This window comes from Sediminibacterium sp. GW821-FHT12F12, assembly GCF_058806635.1.
In genome coordinates, this window is the sequence record NZ_JBXAPW010000007.1 from 65,402 (window position 1) to 81,595 (window position 16,194).

Annotated in this window: 12 protein-coding genes; 6 read left to right on the top strand and 6 right to left on the bottom strand. The window is 45.1% G+C overall.

What is annotated here, in order from left to right:
* The first annotated feature begins 7 nt into the window (after positions 1-7).
* The 4 genes from AC1RNB_RS11510 (at position 8) to AC1RNB_RS11525 (ending at position 7,922) form a co-directional block, all read left to right on the top strand.
* The gene (locus tag AC1RNB_RS11510) at positions 8-3,103 is read left to right on the top strand and encodes an amidohydrolase family protein (protein ID WP_493082901.1); all 3,096 of its coding nucleotides are present in this window, start codon (positions 8-10) and stop codon (positions 3,101-3,103) included.
* 13 nt (positions 3,104-3,116) lie between these two features.
* Positions 3,117-4,457 (top strand): amidohydrolase family protein, encoded by a 1,341-nt coding sequence (locus tag AC1RNB_RS11515; protein WP_493082903.1) that lies wholly within the window; start codon positions 3,117-3,119, stop codon positions 4,455-4,457.
* A gap of 120 nt (positions 4,458-4,577) precedes the next feature.
* On the top strand, positions 4,578-7,418 hold the full coding sequence (gene polA / locus AC1RNB_RS11520) for a DNA polymerase I (RefSeq protein ID WP_493082905.1): 2,841 nt from the start codon (positions 4,578-4,580) through the stop codon (positions 7,416-7,418).
* A gap of 33 nt (positions 7,419-7,451) precedes the next feature.
* Positions 7,452-7,922, top strand: coding sequence for a nuclear transport factor 2 family protein (locus AC1RNB_RS11525; RefSeq protein WP_493082907.1), 471 nt, complete (start codon positions 7,452-7,454; stop codon positions 7,920-7,922).
* Positions 7,923-7,924: 2 nt separating this feature from the next.
* Here AC1RNB_RS11525 and AC1RNB_RS11530 read toward each other — a convergent pair whose 3' ends face one another.
* Positions 7,925-8,290 (bottom strand): hypothetical protein, encoded by a 366-nt coding sequence (locus AC1RNB_RS11530; protein ID WP_493082909.1) that lies wholly within the window; start codon positions 8,288-8,290, stop codon positions 7,925-7,927.
* Positions 8,291-8,306: 16 nt separating this feature from the next.
* Between AC1RNB_RS11530 and AC1RNB_RS11535 the strand changes: the two genes are divergently transcribed.
* Positions 8,307-9,083, top strand: coding sequence for a sterol desaturase family protein (locus tag AC1RNB_RS11535; protein WP_493082911.1), 777 nt, complete (start codon positions 8,307-8,309; stop codon positions 9,081-9,083).
* A gap of 10 nt (positions 9,084-9,093) precedes the next feature.
* Here the strand turns inward: AC1RNB_RS11535 and AC1RNB_RS11540 are convergent, their stop codons facing one another.
* The 5 genes from AC1RNB_RS11540 to AC1RNB_RS11560 all read right to left on the bottom strand — a co-directional run bounded on the left by AC1RNB_RS11540 (position 9,094) and on the right by AC1RNB_RS11560 (position 14,544).
* On the bottom strand, positions 9,094-10,545 hold the full coding sequence (locus tag AC1RNB_RS11540; RefSeq protein ID WP_493082913.1) for a COG3014 family protein: 1,452 nt from the start codon (positions 10,543-10,545) through the stop codon (positions 9,094-9,096).
* A 34-nt stretch (positions 10,546-10,579) separates the two neighbouring features.
* Positions 10,580-11,164, bottom strand: coding sequence for a penicillin-binding protein activator LpoB (locus tag AC1RNB_RS11545; RefSeq protein ID WP_493082915.1), 585 nt, complete (start codon positions 11,162-11,164; stop codon positions 10,580-10,582).
* 44 nt (positions 11,165-11,208) lie between these two features.
* Positions 11,209-11,625, bottom strand: coding sequence for a hypothetical protein (locus AC1RNB_RS11550; protein WP_493082917.1), 417 nt, complete (start codon positions 11,623-11,625; stop codon positions 11,209-11,211).
* A 207-nt stretch (positions 11,626-11,832) separates the two neighbouring features.
* A complete protein-coding gene (locus AC1RNB_RS11555) occupies positions 11,833-12,342 on the bottom strand; it encodes a DUF2480 family protein (RefSeq protein WP_493082919.1) in 510 nt (169 codons plus the stop codon).
* 111 nt (positions 12,343-12,453) lie between these two features.
* Positions 12,454-14,544, bottom strand: coding sequence for a peptidylprolyl isomerase (locus AC1RNB_RS11560; RefSeq protein ID WP_493082921.1), 2,091 nt, complete (start codon positions 14,542-14,544; stop codon positions 12,454-12,456).
* 643 nt (positions 14,545-15,187) lie between these two features.
* Between AC1RNB_RS11560 and nadA the strand changes: the two genes are divergently transcribed.
* Positions 15,188-16,189, top strand: coding sequence for a quinolinate synthase NadA (gene nadA, locus AC1RNB_RS11565; RefSeq protein WP_493082923.1), 1,002 nt, complete (start codon positions 15,188-15,190; stop codon positions 16,187-16,189).
* The last annotated feature ends 5 nt before the right edge of the window (positions 16,190-16,194 follow it).

The following is a 16,194-nucleotide window of genomic DNA, read 5'->3' on the forward strand; positions in this document are numbered from 1 at the left end:
AACTATTATGAGAAAATTCAAGCTCCTGCTTTCCGGGCTCTTGTTTGCTGTTATGCTGCAAGCCCAGGAAACCTTCCCTGTAAACGGGGTGGCAGACAAACGCGAAGGCTGTTATGCATTCACGAATGCCACCATTGTTACAAATGCACAAAACACATTAAAAAATGCCACGATGGTAATCCGCGACGGGAAAATCGTTTCCGTAGGAACATCGGGTATTGTAATCCCAAAAGACGCGGTGGTGATAGATTGCAAAGACAAATTTATCTATCCCTCTTTTGTAGATATCTATAGCGATTACGGTATTACGCCACCAGCAAGAGGAGCAGGCGGTTTTAATTTTAATGCACCTTCCCAGATCACATCCAACACCAAAGGGGCCTATGGATGGAACCAGGCTATCAAGCCGGAGACAGACGCATCACGTGTTTTTGCAGTAGATGACTCCAAGGCCCGCGCACTGCGTGAGGTAGGTTTCGGTACCGTACTTACACACGTGAAAGACGGAATTGCGCGTGGAACCGGAACCGTGGTTACCCTTGCCAACCAGAACGAAAACCTGGTGATGCTGAAAGAAAAAGCATCTGCCCACTATTCTTTCAACAAAGGAACTTCTACACAGAGTTATCCGTCCAGTGTAATGGGAAGCATTGCGTTGCTTCGCCAAAGCTATCTGGATGCTCAATGGTATAAAAACAAACCGGCCAAAGAGGGCGTCAACTTTTCGCTGCAGGCATGGAATGATAACCAATCGTTACCTCAGATCTTTGAAGCAGAAGACAAATGGAACGATCTGCGAGCCGACAGAATTGCCAAAGAATTTGGTTCACAATATATCATCAAGGGCGGCGGCAACGAATACCAGCGTATTAAAGATATTGCTGCTACAAAAGCTACCTATATATTATCGCTCAACTTCCCGCAGGCGATGGATGTAGAAGACCCCAACGATGCCCGTTCGGTTTCTCTGGGTGATATGAAACACTGGGAACTGGCTCCTACCAACCCGGCCGCTTTTGAAAAAGCGAATATTTCTTTCTGTTTAACTGCTGCCGATCTGCGCGATCCCAAACAGTTTATGACCAACCTGCGTAAAGCCATTGAAATGGGCCTGTCTGAGGCCAAAGCCATGGAAGCGCTTACAAAAGCACCCGCTACCTTATTAGGTGTATATGATAAAGTAGGAAGTATCGAAACTGGTAAACTGGCCAACTTCCTCATCACCAGCGGTCCCATCTTCTCCGATAAAACCACTATTCTGCACAACTGGGTACAGGGTGACAAATATGGTGTGAAAGAAGATGCCTGGTCTGATATCAAAGGAATCTACACCCTTACACTCAATACCCCATCCGGAAATGTAATCTATACCCTGGATGTAAAAAGTGCGGCAGCCGCCAATGTGATCGGAAAAGATACCCTTACCGGTAAATTCAGTCATGATGGTAAACTGGTAAAACTCAGCTTCTCAACCGTTCCTGCCAGAAGGCCCGCTGCCGGTGCTGCTGCACCTGCCGCCGGAATGGGTGGTGGCTTTGGCGGCGTACGCGGTGGCGCAGCTGCTGCACAATACCGCCTCAGTGGTGTAGCCAATGGAAACAACTGGAATGGATTGGGAGAAGATACCGCTGGTAACAAAATTACCTGGACAGCTTCTTTTGTTTCGAATGCTGCTGCTGCTACAGATTCTGTCAGAAGACGCCCCAATTTTCCACAACGTTTATCCAAAGTAACGTATCCGTTTGATGGATACGGATGGGAAGAAGCGCCTAAGCAGGAAAACCTCCTGATCAAAAACGCAACTGTCTGGACCAACGAAAAAGAGGGCAAACTGGAAAATGCAGATGTGTTGCTGAAAGACGGTAAAATTGCCCGCGTGGGTAAAAACATCTCTGACGCAACCGCCAAAGTAATTGATGGTACCGGTAAACATGTTACCGCGGGTATCATTGATGAACACTCGCATATTGCAGCAGCTTCTATCAACGAGGGTGGCCAATCGGTTACTTCCGAAGTGAGAATTGCCGATAACCTGAATCCGGAAGACATCAATATCTATCGCCAGTTAAGCGGTGGTGTAACTTCTTCCCATATCCTGCATGGTTCGGCCAATACCATTGGCGGACAAACCCAGTTGATCAAACTGCGCTGGGGTGCCAATGATGAGGACCTGAAATTCAAAGGCTCAGATGGCTTCATCAAATTTGCCTTGGGTGAAAACGTGAAGAGAACCACTTCTACCAGCAATAACCGTTTCCCTGATACAAGGATGGGTGTGGAAGAAGTATTGGCCGATGCCTTTGCCCGCGCCAAAGATTATGAGAAGGCCATGAAAGCAGATCCCAAAACCAAGCGCGACCTGGAGCTGGATGCACTGGTAGAGATCCTGAATAAAAAACGTTTCATTACCTGTCACTCTTATGTACAAAGCGAGATCACCGCGGCTTTACGCGTGGCGGATAAATATGGTTTCACTTTCAACACTTTTACACATATTCTTGAAGGATATAAAGTGGCCGATAAAATGAAGGCACAAGGTTCCAGCGCTTCTACCTTCTCTGACTGGTGGTACTATAAAGTAGAGGTAACGGATGCGATCGCTTACAATGCGGCGATCATGCACAAAGTAGGTCTGAATGTATGTATCAACTCAGACGATGCAGAAATGGCTCGTCGCCTGAACCAGGAAGCGGGTAAAGTGGTTCGCTATGGTGGTGTATCTGAAGAAGATGCCCTGAAAATGGTAACCCTGAATCCGGCCAAGGCCCTTCATGTAGATGATAAAGTAGGAAGTATCAAACCCGGTAAAGATGCAGATATCGTGATCTGGAGTGATAACCCGTTGAGCATTTATGCAAAATCAGAACAAACCATTGTAGATGGTATTGTGTACTTCGACAGGCAAAAAGATGCTGAGCAGAGAAAGAAGATCAGCAGCGAGCGTTTCCGCCTGACACAGAAAATGATCGGCGAAAAAAGAGGTGGCGGTGCTGTAAGACCTGCAGAACCCAGCTTCCAGATCCTGCTAAGCTGTGGCGATCATGACCACAAAGACGGTCTGTTCAGCATCCATTCAGAAGACGAAGTAAACCTCAACAACTAAAAACCGACAGATAATGAAAAAAATATTCAGCACACTCAGCGTATTACTGCTGGTCGCCGGTTTTACAAAGGCACAGGAAGTAATTTACCCGGCCAAAGAAAATAAGGGCCGTATCTATATTACCAATGGAACCGTTCATGTAGGTAACGGAACCGTACTCGAAAATGCTACTATTGAAATCAATGGCAGCAAGATCACCAACGTGGGTACCAATATTACACCATCTGCCAGCGGCGCTACTGTAATAGATGCTAAAGGCAAACATGTTTATCCCGGATTGATCCTTCCCTCCAGCGACCTGGGCCTGAAAGAGATCGGAGCCGGTGTAAGAGCCAGCAATGATTTTTCGGAACTGGGCGATTACAATTCCAATATCCGTTCTATCACAGCATATAATACAGATTCTCGTGTAATCGGCGTATTGCGCTCAAACGGGATTCTGTTGGCCAATGTGGTTCCTGCTGGTGGTTCTGTGAGCGGTTCTTCTACCGTGGTACAACTGGATGCCTGGAACTGGGAAGACGCTGCCTATGACATGGACGGCGGTATGCACATCAACATGCCCAGTTTTATCAACCGCTTTGGAAGAAGAGGCGGTGGGGGTATTCCGCCGGCCTTATTGGCGCAGTTGGGCCTTTCTGCCGGTCCCGCAGATCCCGCCAAAGCCGCACTGGATAAAGTAGAAGAGATCAAATCCTTTTTCCGCCAGGCAAAAGCCTATCTGCAGGAGCCAACGCATAGTACCGTAAACCTGAAGTTTGAATCGCTCAAAAACCTGTTTAACAAAAAGCAGAAACTGTTTGTGCATGGAGATCAGGTAAAACAAATGCTGATCGCCATTGATTTTGCGAAAGAGTTTGGATTTGATGTAGTTATTGTAGGCGGAAGCGAAAGTTTTCAGATTGCCGATCTGCTGAAAGCCAACAATATTGCAGTGATCCTGGGCGAAGAGCATTCGCTGCCGGCTACAGAAGATGATGATGTGGACCAGCCTTATAAAACACCGGCTGCCTTACAGAAAGCGGGCGTATTATTTGCGCTGAACGATGAAAGTTCCAATACCCGTTACCGTAACCTGTCTTACAATGCCGGTACTGCCGCCACCTATGGTTTAACCAAAGAGCAGGCATTACAGGCCATTACCCTGAACGCGGCCAAAATCCTTGGGATTGATGCGAGAACCGGATCTCTGGAAGCCGGTAAAGACGCTAACATCATTATCAGCGAAGGCGATATTCTGGATATGAAAAGCAGTAATGTAACAGATGCTTTTATCCAGGGTCGTAAAGTAAGCCTCGATAACAAACAGAAACAACTGTACGAAAGATATATGTACAAATACGGTCTTAAGTAAAGTAGTTGATTGTTATTCTTTTGTATAAGGCCCCCGGAAAATCCGGGGGCCTTTCTTTGGGGTTAACTGCACCGGCTCTATTCGCTATGGACTATCAGTTGCATTTCCTACCTTAGCTCCATGGGCAAAAAACTATTTCTGCTGGATGCGCTGGCTTTGATTTACCGGGCTTATTATGCGCTGATCCGTAATCCACGTATTACTTCGAAAGGAAGAAACACGAACGCGCAATTTGGCTTTACCAATACCCTGTTCGAACTGATCAACAAAGAGAAACCAACCCATCTCGCTGTTTGTTTTGATACACATGCACCTACAGAAAGGCATGTGGATTTTACCGATTACAAAGCCAACCGCCAGGAAGCACCGGAAGACCTGCTGGCATCTCTTCCCGATATCAAAAGGATTATACAGGGTTTTAATATTCCTGTGGTAGAACTGGATGGCTATGAAGCAGATGATGTGATTGGAACTGTTGCCTGGCAAGCGGCCGATAAAGGATATGATGTATATATGGTTACGCCTGATAAGGACTATGGGCAGTTACTGATACATCCCCATGTATATATTTATAAACCACCGTCCTTCGGCAATCCTGAAGAGATTTTGACCGCTGAAAAGATCTGTGAGAAATGGGATATCAAACGGGTTGAACAGGTGGTGGATATGCTGGGACTGATGGGCGATGCAGTAGATAATATCCCGGGCATACCGGGTGTGGGCGAAAAAACAGCGGCAAAACTTCTCAAAGAATATGATACCATTGAAAATATTTTAGCCAACGCAGATACTATTAAAGGTGCGTTGGGTGAGAAAATCCGGAATGGGAAAGAGATGGCTATCATGAGTAAAAAACTGGCCACTATTATTACCAATGTGCCGGTTGATTTTCATGAAGAAGATTATCGCTTAAAAGAATGGAACAAAGAAGCATTGGTTGAAGTGTTTACAGAGTTGGAATTCAAAACCCTCGGTAAACGGATCCTTGGTGATGAATTCAATGCTTTCCACTCGGCACCACAATCCATACAAACGGATCTGTTTGGCAATACCGTTTCCTCACAAAATAAAAAAGACAGTAGTGCTAAGAAAGATATAACGCCGGTGTTAAACGGAGAAGAAAGTTCGGGCCTGTTGGCAGAAAAAAATATTCATAACACCGCACACACTTATACGCTCGTAGAGGGAACCGCAGCCATTGAGCAGTTGGTAGAAACCCTTTTACAACAAGCAGAAATCTGCTTTGATACAGAAACCACCAATATTGATGCAAATGAAGCAGAGCTGGTGGGCCTGAGTTTTTCGCACAAAAAAGGAGAAGGGTTTTATATTCCTTGCCCGGCAGACCAGCAGGAAACAAAACAGATCCTGGACAAACTGGATCCTCTTTTTACCGCTGAAAATATTACCTGGGTTGGCCAGAATCTCAAATACGATATGCTCGTATTAAAATGGTACAGCAAAGAACTCAAAGGAAAGATCTTTGATACCATGCTGGCACATTATGTAATTGAGCCGGAAGGTAGGCGCAGCATGGATCTGCTGAGTGCGCAATATCTTGGATATGAACCGGTGCATATTGACGAACTCATTGGCAAAAAAGGAAAGACACAGGGCAATATGCGGGATGTGGATGTAGAAAAAGCCAAAGAATATGCGGCAGAAGATGCTGATATTACCCTGCAACTGAAGCAGGCATTTGTTCCGCTGCTGAAAGAAAAAGAAGTAGAGAAGGTTTTTGAAGAAGTGGAAAATCCGCTGGTGCAGGTGCTAACAGATATGGAATTTGAGGGTGTAAAGATCGATGTAGATTTTCTGAAAGACTATAGCAAGGAACTCGAGAAAGATGCCAAACAGTTTGAAGAGAATGTATATGCACAGGCTGGTGTGCGGTTTAACCTCGCATCGCCCAAACAGCTGGGAGAGGTTTTGTTCGATCTGCTGAAAATAGACCCCAAGGCCAAAAAAACAAAGACCGGCCAATATGCAACCGGCGAAGATGTGTTACAGAAACTGGCGGCCAATAATCCGATTGTGGCCGATATATTAGGCTTCCGCGAATTAACGAAACTGAAGAGTACCTATGTAGATGCCTTGCCGGAGATGATCAACAGCAAAACCGGTCGTGTACACACGTCTTATGCACAGGCCGTGGCGGTTACGGGAAGGTTGAGCAGCAATAATCCCAACCTGCAGAATATCCCCATCCGCAGCGATCGGGGAAGAGAAATACGCAAAGCCTTTATTCCCCGAGATAACAATCGTATTCTCGTAAGTGCTGATTATTCGCAGATCGAGTTACGCATTGTGGCGGCCATCAGCGGTGATCCGAATATGTGTGAGGCCTTTAAAGAAGGCAAAGACATTCACACTGCCACCGCTGCTAAAGTGTATAATATACCCGAGGCAGAAGTAACTAAAGAAATGCGTTACAAGGCCAAGAGTGTGAACTTTGGTATTATTTACGGCCAGGGTGCCTTTGGCCTGGCTGAAAATCTTTCCATCTCGCGCTCTGAAGCAAAAGAGATCATTGATAATTATAAAAAGGAATTTGTAGGCATCACCTCTTATATGGATGAAACCGTGCGTTTTGCACAGCAGAACGGATATGTGGCCACACTGATGGGAAGAAAACGCTGGCTGAAAGATATCAACTCATCCAACTTCACTGTAAGGGGTTATGCAGAACGAAACGCTATTAACTCGCCTATACAGGGAACAGCGGCAGATATGATCAAACTGGCGATGATCAAGATCCACAAGGAAATGAAAAAAGGAAACTGGCAATCTAAAATGATCCTGCAGGTACACGATGAATTGGTGTTTGATGCGGTAAAAGAAGAAGCCAGCGCGCTGAAGAAACTAATCATCGACAATATGACCACTGCCATGATCCTGCCCAACGGTGTTCCGGTGGAAGCAGAAGTGGGTGAGGGCAGTAACTGGTTGGAAGCACATTGATCTGATCTCCCCGAAAGGGTAAATACATTTATTATGACCAACGAAGAAACCATTAACCGGTTCTATACGGCTTTTCAGCAACTGGATTATGCTGCCATGCAATCCTGCTACCACAACGAAGCGGTTTTTAACGATCCCGTATTCGGTTTGCTGGATATTACCGAAACCCGGGCCATGTGGGAAATGCTATGCAAAAGGGCAAAGGATTTTTCGCTGGTATATGGAAATATCCAGCTGCTGGACGAGGAATATACTACCTGCAACTGGACCGCTTCTTACCTGTTTTCCAAAACCGGGCGAAGAGTGGTGAACCGCATTACCGCACATATGAAATTCAAAGATGGGCTGATCATCGAACATACGGATGCCTTTGACATTTATCGCTGGACCAGACAGGCATTGGGATTACCAGGATTGCTGTTCGGTTGGTCGCCCTGGATGAACCGCCGGATACAGCGCCAGGCCAAAGAGGGATTGGCTAAATTTATGAATAGCGGCGACTAAAACTACATCATCGAAAACAGCAGAAAAAACGCTTCGAGCATGGCTACCAGTATAATTGTTTTGCGGAAAAGTCTGCGTAAAAAAGAATCTCTGATGAGTGTTCGATTCCGAAGAACAAAGTAAAGAGCGGCCAGTGCCAGACCCAGTAAGATCCAACGTTGTGTAGCGAAAGAAGATTGGAATACAGGTAATACATGAGAGTACAGGCTTTCCATTTCAGACATTTTCTTTCCTATGCTATGTGCATCTATCAGGAACCAACTGGCAATGGCAAAGGCACCCGGAGAAACCAGCACGGCAGAAAGCGCTAAAAAATCCCTGTTTTTCATACTGGTAAGGTAAATAAAAAAGAAAACAGGTTCGATCATTTCTTATATTTAATCAATGAACTGGTCCTTCTTTTTTAAAAGCATCTGGCTCATCGGCGGCCGCTATTTTATGATAGCGGGTCTTGCTTTCCTGCTTTTTTACATTGTTTGGCGAAACCGTTTCTTTTATAAGAAAATACAGACCCGGTTTCCAAAAAATCAGGATTATCTGCGGGAGATCTTTTATTCTTTTCTAACTATTTGTATCTTTTCCTTTGTGTCGGTGGTGTTGTTCGTTCATCCGCAAGTAGCGCCCCATACCACCCGTTACCTGCAAATATCAGATCATGGCTGGATCTACTATTTTATGGTATTTCCGCTGATGTTCCTGATGCATGATACCTATTTTTATTTCTCGCACCGGTTAATGCATCACAAGGCGTTGTTCAAATGGTTTCATCTGGTACACCATAAATCTACTAATCCTTCTCCCTGGGCGGCCTATGCTTTTCATCCGTTGGAGGCGGTGGTAGAAGTGGGTATTGTGATCATCTTTCTCTTTACCATTCCTATTCACAAGTCACACCTGCTGATCTTTTTCCTGATGATGATCATCTACAATGTGTATGGACATCTCGGGTATGAATTATATCCAAAGGATTTTAATAAAAGCTTTATTGGCCGGTGGATCAATACATCAGTAAACCATAACCAACATCACCAGTATTTTACCGGTAACTATGGTTTGTATTTCCTTTTCTGGGACCGGATTTTTGGTACCGTTCGCGAAGATTATGATGCGAAATATGAAGAAGTGAAAATGAGACAGGATACCGTTACTGTCAGCGCATAGGGTAACATCCTCAATTGTTAACCACCCAGTTATAAAATTGTATACTTCCGCTTCCGTTAATGGTAATGTTCTTGTTATTTCTTCCTATTTGCAGGCTAACCTGATTGGTGCCTTTCTGCAGTGGAATTCTCACATATTGTATCTGTGCTGGTAATGACTGCCAGTTACGTGTGTCTGCTTTTTCTGTAGCAGTATTAAAAATATTCACCAGTAAACCGGCTGTTAATGCTGCGGCATCGGCGTTACGTTTCTTTTTATTCTCATCTTTTTCTTTACTGTTATTCTTAACCAGTTCTTTAGCAGCAGCAGATGCGCCGGCCTCGGTTAATTTTTTTACCAGTTGCCGGGTTAATGCCGCGGTAACTTCTTTCAGGATCCGTTCTTTCAGAATCTCGGGAGCAAGGGTGTTGATATCTTCAGCCAGTTCTGCTTTATAAGTACTGCCATTTAAGGTAACGGCAGCCGGCGTACTGCTGTCTAGTTTGGGAACATAAGCAGGAACCGCTACACGAACAGTCCTGAACTCATTCAGTGAAGAAGAAGATGGTGACATACGCGCAGCTGCAAAATCAAAAGGAACATTAAAACTACCATACTGGCTATTGAAAAGAAAAACGCCATTGCCATTTCCGTTCTGCATCAGTACAAAATTCTGTTCTGTTTTTTCTGGTGCCATTCCCCGCTCAATAAAGAGGATCAATTCTCCGCCTTCCGTACTTTCTATTTTGGTATACGTCCTGTTTAGTTTACGTTGGTACAACTCTATCTGGTCGGTAAAACCCATTCTGTCGGCTGTTCTGAACAGATCGTTCTTTAATTGTTCCGGCATTTTTACGCCATAATAATTGGGTCCTTTGGCAGAAAGAAACAGATCGGTGGCATTGCGGTAAGAAATGAAAGCATTATTGGTTTCGCCTGCTGTTTCATAGATCATTCCCTGCACCATCAACGCAAAAGCATCTTCGGTATAGCGGTCAGCGTTGGGTTTGAATTTATCCTGCTGCGCCTGTGTGCTCAGCGAGATCCGGCGGGCTTCTACCAATGCTTCACCTGTTTGTCCTTTGTAGAGGTAGTTCAGTGCTTTGTAATAATGCAACAGAAATCTTTCAAAATCTTCACCAAGGTAGGTCTGCATCATCGGGTTCAGCAGGTTGCTCACGATCACGTCTCCGGTGGTTTTGCGTTTCTGCTCAATGAAATTATCGGCAAGATTCAGGTAAAGATTACTGCTATCGTAAGAACCCAGCAGATGATAGATCTTTCCCTTTTCCATCAGGTAAAGAAGCCTGTTACGGTCCTGCTGCAGAAAACCATTCTGCTCGAGCAGGCTTTTGGCACGATAATAATCGGTCTGGGCCACGCTGTTATAGTAGCCGGCCAGTTTGGTATTATACGTTGCACAGGAAAATAAAACAGGCATCCATAGCCAAGCTATCCATGCCTGTTTCAGGGTCTTCATCATAAAAGAGGGTTTCTTGCCGCGAAGTTTGCCGCAATTAGTTCTTAACGAGTTTGGCAATTTTCTTCTCACCGATCCAGACCACTTCGTTGGTTTCGATATTGGTCAGCTCCAGATTTACCTGGTAGGTAACGGTTTTTTCGCGTTTATACGCATCAACAATGGAGTTGATAGAACCCTGCAGTATATAATCGGCTCCTTTTTCAAGACCAAATTTTTTCATCGTGCTTTGAGAAGCGTTGGTTTGCTGGTCGGCTTTTTCAGCGCGCATTTCTTCGCGCTTTTTACCGCTTTGTACCAGGCCCACTTTATCAGATTCAATAAAACCGATCTCCAGGTCTTTCATGAAGGTTTCCGCTTCAATATGCTCATGACTTTTATTGGTGATCATTCCTACGATCACAACTGGCTTTTTGCCCTTGGCGGCCACATGGTTTACGATCCATTTTTCATTCAGGATCTGGCCGGTGATTTCTTTGGCGGTGAGACGGCTGTCTGTGTTGTTCCAGCTGCCACTCAGGTCTATCTGTGTAGCCGGATCAATCCTTGTAACGGTTCTGTTGGAACAGGAGACGAGAAATAAAACAGTAGCAGTAGTTAATAGTAAAATATGACGTTTCATACAGGTATGGTTATGGAATTAGTTTACATGAAAAGATACAGTTGTCAGAAACCCAGCCAGAAATTGCCGAGTTGTAAACCAAGGAAGGGTCTTGTTATACCCCACCGGTTCCAACGGCTCCGGCTGTTATAGCGGATATATGGACTGTAGCCATAATTGTTCCAGCCGTAATGGGATGGATAACCATAGCTCAAGGAAGGTGCCAGCCAGCTGCTCGACTGACGGCGATAGGCCCGTCTTTCGGCTCTGCGTTCCTCTCTGGCTTCACGCCAGTCGTAGGCTTTATAGGTTTGCTGAACCGTTGTATTCTCCCACGAGAGTAAAGAGTCTTTCTGGTTCATGTATTTCTGCTGACTGATCATATAATTCGGATTTTGATCAGGTGCCAGGCTATTACTATCCTGTGCAGCAACAGCTGTTACGAGTGTAACGAAGAGCAGGGGTAAAATGCTGCGTTTCATATTTCCTCCTTTTTAATAACAACTACAAAACTAATACCAAAAAGGGAATACCCTTGATTTAGCTGGTTAAATGGGGATGATTGGCAAAAAGCAGATATGGGTGGCGGTGAGGGGGTGGACAATGCAGCGTTACAAAATCAACCGTAAATAAGGATAAAGTAAGTTAAGAAACCCTAACCGGTTAGGCCGCTCCCTCGTCCCGACCGGTTAGGGTTTCTTTTTATAGATAGGTACAGTACTACAAGGTTCACCGTACATGATGCTTTTTACAAATGGTCTCAGTTTGTTCGTGATCTCTACATAGGCAGATTCGGGGATATCCACTTCCCCACAGCCTTTTACCACTACCCGCTTATCGGTATATTCTTCTCCTTTAACGCTGGCGAGGTTTTTGAAAAGCAGGGTGCTGACCAGTTTCTTTTCATCGCCAAATACGATTTCTTTGGCAAAGGGTTGGAGATAACTGGCTATCAGCATATAGGCCCACATAGGAATGATGGCATCTGCGGAACAGGTAATGGCCACATTGGCATCCTGATAAACAGTCCAGTCGGTGGTTTGCAGGGCGGCACGAAAATCCTTCTCCTTCAGGATCAGTCCCATGAACAGGTATTCCTTCAGGTCAAAGGTTTTGATCTCACCCTTGGGATAATATTCTTCCAGGTCAAAACTGATCAACCCGCTTTCTGCCACCTTATTCACCATTTCTTCGCTCATACAGCTGTATTTATAAAGTAAAATTACAGCTATCCCGGGGTTTTTGTTTTCGGTTTCCGTAAAACAAAAGCCCGGCGCTGGGGCCGGGCTTTGTCTGATCAGCTGTAATTATTAATAGAATTTAGATCGGTTGTCCTTGATGGAAGCCGCTTTTTTCAGCGCATCCAGTGCACGATAAGATGCCATTTTAGCACTCTGGATCAGGCCCTGTTTAATAGAAGCCTGGTCAACTGCTTCGGCTTTGGCACCGGTTGTTTCGGTTTTGATCGCAAACACACCCGTTGCACCGGCAATCGGTGCACTTACTTTACCCTGCAGGCTTTTGTTGAAAGCAGCACCAATTACTTTGGGTTCGCTACCTACGCCTGTAATGAATGGAGCTGTAAAACTCAGGCTATCCGCACGCAGAACCATTGCTCCGGTACTGCTGGAAAGAGCTTCCAGTGTAGTGCCTTTAAATTTAGTGTCGATGATCTGCTTGGCTTTTTTCTCGTTACGTACCAGTGTTTCAACGGTAGGTCTTGCCTCGGCCACAGAAGCCAGTCCGGCTTTGTTTACTGCAGTAACAATCGCTACCACATAAGTATCGTTTACTTCAAATGGTTCAGAAACATCTCCGGCGCCATGTTCATACACCCAGCGTACCATGGTACGACTCTGGCCTAAACCGGTTACTGCAAAATCATTCTGTTTGATATCGTTCGCATTCAGGATCATTTTATTTTCCTTCAGCGCATTGGCATTGAATTTCTTTCCGTCTTTACTCGCTACCGCAAACTGTGAAGCGGCCGTGCTGGCAGCTGATACAGTTTCATTACTCGCAATGATCGGTTTGGCATAGTAGGCGAGCTTGTAAGCTGGCGCAAAATTCTTTTGTCCCAGGATCTCTACATAGTGATAACCATAATCCGTTTTCACCACACCTTTGGTTCCAACAGGTTTGTCAAAACAATAGTCGTTGAATGGGATCACCATCTGTCCCTGTGGGAAATACTCATATACACCTCCCTTGTCTTTACTTCCCGGATCATCAGAGTACTTGGTGCATAAAGCAGCAAAATCAGCACCACTTTTGATCGCAGTTTCAATACTGTCGATCAGTTTTTTGCCGGTGGTATCAGGACGGATCTGCTGTCCGCTTCTGGGATCTGCTGTTGCTACCAGAATATGACGAACCGTAACGCTATCGGGCCACTGTTTTACACCCACCATTTTAGCGAGGATAAAATTGTTACCATCTACATAAGGACCATATACCGTACCGGCAGGAATTTTCACCAGGGTATCTTTATTGGTCTGCTGCATGCGTGTTTTGCTGAAATAGCTGTTGTAATAAGGTATTTCGCTGGTGTTTTTGTTCAGGAAAGCTTCTGCATCGCTTGTGGCGGCAAATTCATCTTTCAGGGCAGCTACCTGACTCAGGATAGCAGCAGAATCGGAACCGCTTGGTGCGGCGCTGAATGATACATAAGAAATATTACGTGTTTCTTCCTGTTTGGTGTATTCGTTAGGATGGTTTTTTACATAAGCAGCGATCTCATCATCAGATACTTTAGCAGTACTGTCAGAAACAGATGCATAAGGTACATATACATAAGAGAAAGAAGCGATGGCATTGTTATCCGCCTGTTGTTTTTCGAGTAACCATTTGGGTACGTAGGCGGCCTGCATCAGCAGGTTCTGGTATTTGTTACGGAGGGTCTGCTCAATAGAGGGTTCTATATATACACTGTTGATCATTTTGATCTGCTCCGTGTTCTTACTCTTCTTTAACTGGGCAAAAGCTTCTCTGGCGTTGTTGGCCAGGAACTGTCCGGTATTCGGATCGGTAAATTCATTTTTGAGGGGAGAGTTTTCGCCGAAGAGGATATCGCTCAGTTCTTTGGCAGAAACCTGCAGACCGAGTTTCTTATACTCCTGACCCAGTACAATCTTCTCTACAGCCTGGTTCCAGGTAGAACCGATCAGTTGCTCACGCTGGGCGCCTTGCGGACCGTACATACGCTCCTGCAGGGCCAGTTGCTCTTCGAAAGCACCCCTTTCAATCTTTTCACCATTTACTTTACCAATTACACTGGTATTGGAAAAAGCGCTTCCACCACGGCCTACACCATCCTGCAGAATAAAAGCGATCAAAGCCAGGGCGATGATACTGAAGATGATCCATGCACCTTTGTCACGAATACGTTGAATTACAGACATAATACTTTAATTAATTTTTATCCCGGATTTAGACGGGAGGCAAAAATAGGGGAATAAAACATTAGAACAAATTGTGGATAACAGGGTTATACCTTAGAAACACAAGGATTTCGGCCGGGGGGAGAACATTATCCCTAAACCGGACCACAATTTCGAATAGTGATCCCAAAACGGGTCAGGAACCCGGATTTCTGGTTTTGGTGAATGATAGATCGATTTCGGGGTGTTGATGCTCTTAAAATGATATTCACACAACCCTGTTTATAAACCCTTTTTTCGGTGGAGAAATCGGTTTTTTACCCTCCGGATTGTGGAAAGAGGTGGAACAAACTCCCACCAGGGGTATGGTATAAGTGGTTGAGTCAGAATTCACTTGCATTTTATCCCTGTTAATTCACAGTGCCGTAAAAGTGGATAGTGAAATAGTGCGTATATGAATCGGGTAATCCACAGCTGTTGATAAAACAGCTGGATTCAGTACAGAATGATAAAAAACCTGTGGATGAGGTTGTGGATTAGGGTGGATAAGCCAAGGGTAATTACCTTTGCCTCTTGGGGATAAGTAAGTTATCCCGATATCCACAGCCCTAATAGTAGTAGTTTGTTTTAATAAAAAGTATTATTTAATACTATTACAAGCGTTATGAACATTGACAAAGAAGCGATTTTAGAAAAAGGATTTTTAGACATAGAAATTGATCCGCGTCTGGATTTATTTGCCGAGATTGAGCGACTAAAGAAAGAAAAAAATGCAGTCATTCTCGCCCACTATTACCAGGAACCTGATATCCAGGACGTGGCAGATTATATCGGAGATAGCCTGGGCCTTGCGCAACAGGCCAGTAAAACCGATGCCGACATTATCGTATTTGCCGGTGTACATTTCATGGCCGAAACAGCCAAGATTTTAAACCCCACCAAGAAGGTTTTACTGCCCGATCTGAAAGCCGGTTGTTCACTGGCCGACAGTGCACCCGCACCGCTGTTCAGGGCTTTTAAGGAGAAATATCCGGATCACCTGGTGGTTTCCTACATCAACTGCAGCGCCGAAATCAAAGCTTTGAGCGATATCATCTGTACCAGCGGAAACGCAGAAAAGATCATCGAAAGCATCCCTGCCGAGCAACCCATCATTTTTGCACCCGATAAAAACCTGGGTGCCTATCTCAATAAAAAAACAGGCCGTAAGATGGTTCTGTGGAACGGGGCCTGTATGGTGCACGAGATCTTCAGTCTCGAAAAAATTACCAAACTCAAGATCCGCCATCCCAAAGCCAAACTGATTGCCCACCCGGAATGTGAAGAAGCGATACTCGCTATAGCAGATTATATTGGCAGTACCACCCAGTTACTGAAATATTCACAGACAGATACCTGCAATGAATATATCGTCGCTACCGAAACAGGGATTCTGCACCAGATGCAGCAAAACAGCCCCAGCAAGACCTTTATGCCGGCGCCACCGAATAACAGCTGTGCCTGTAACGATTGTCCGCATATGAAGCTGAATACCCTCGAGAAACTCTATATCTGCATGCAGTATGAAACACCGGAGCTGGTGATGGATGAAACACTTCGCCTGCAGGCCAAAAATTCCATGGACCGGATGATGGAGATCAGCCGGAAAGCAGGATTGATCGGGTAAAACAG

Bases quoted from the DNA above. Each gene is read 5' to 3' on its own strand.
- AC1RNB_RS11510 (WP_493082901.1), top strand. From the start codon at position 8: ATGAGAAAATTCAAGCTCCTGCTTTCCGGGCTCTTGTTTGCTGTTATG.
- AC1RNB_RS11515 (WP_493082903.1), top strand. From the start codon at position 3,117: ATGAAAAAAATATTCAGCACACTCAGCGTATTACTGCTGGTCGCCGGT.
- polA (WP_493082905.1), top strand. From the start codon at position 4,578: ATGGGCAAAAAACTATTTCTGCTGGATGCGCTGGCTTTGATTTACCGG.
- AC1RNB_RS11525 (WP_493082907.1), top strand. From the start codon at position 7,452: ATGACCAACGAAGAAACCATTAACCGGTTCTATACGGCTTTTCAGCAA.
- AC1RNB_RS11530 (WP_493082909.1), bottom strand. From the start codon at position 8,290: ATGATCGAACCTGTTTTCTTTTTTATTTACCTTACCAGTATGAAAAAC.
- AC1RNB_RS11535 (WP_493082911.1), top strand. From the start codon at position 8,307: ATGAACTGGTCCTTCTTTTTTAAAAGCATCTGGCTCATCGGCGGCCGC.
- AC1RNB_RS11540 (WP_493082913.1), bottom strand. From the start codon at position 10,545: ATGATGAAGACCCTGAAACAGGCATGGATAGCTTGGCTATGGATGCCT.
- AC1RNB_RS11545 (WP_493082915.1), bottom strand. From the start codon at position 11,164: ATGAAACGTCATATTTTACTATTAACTACTGCTACTGTTTTATTTCTC.
- AC1RNB_RS11550 (WP_493082917.1), bottom strand. From the start codon at position 11,625: ATGAAACGCAGCATTTTACCCCTGCTCTTCGTTACACTCGTAACAGCT.
- AC1RNB_RS11555 (WP_493082919.1), bottom strand. From the start codon at position 12,342: ATGAGCGAAGAAATGGTGAATAAGGTGGCAGAAAGCGGGTTGATCAGT.
- AC1RNB_RS11560 (WP_493082921.1), bottom strand. From the start codon at position 14,544: ATGTCTGTAATTCAACGTATTCGTGACAAAGGTGCATGGATCATCTTC.
- nadA (WP_493082923.1), top strand. From the start codon at position 15,188: ATGAACATTGACAAAGAAGCGATTTTAGAAAAAGGATTTTTAGACATA.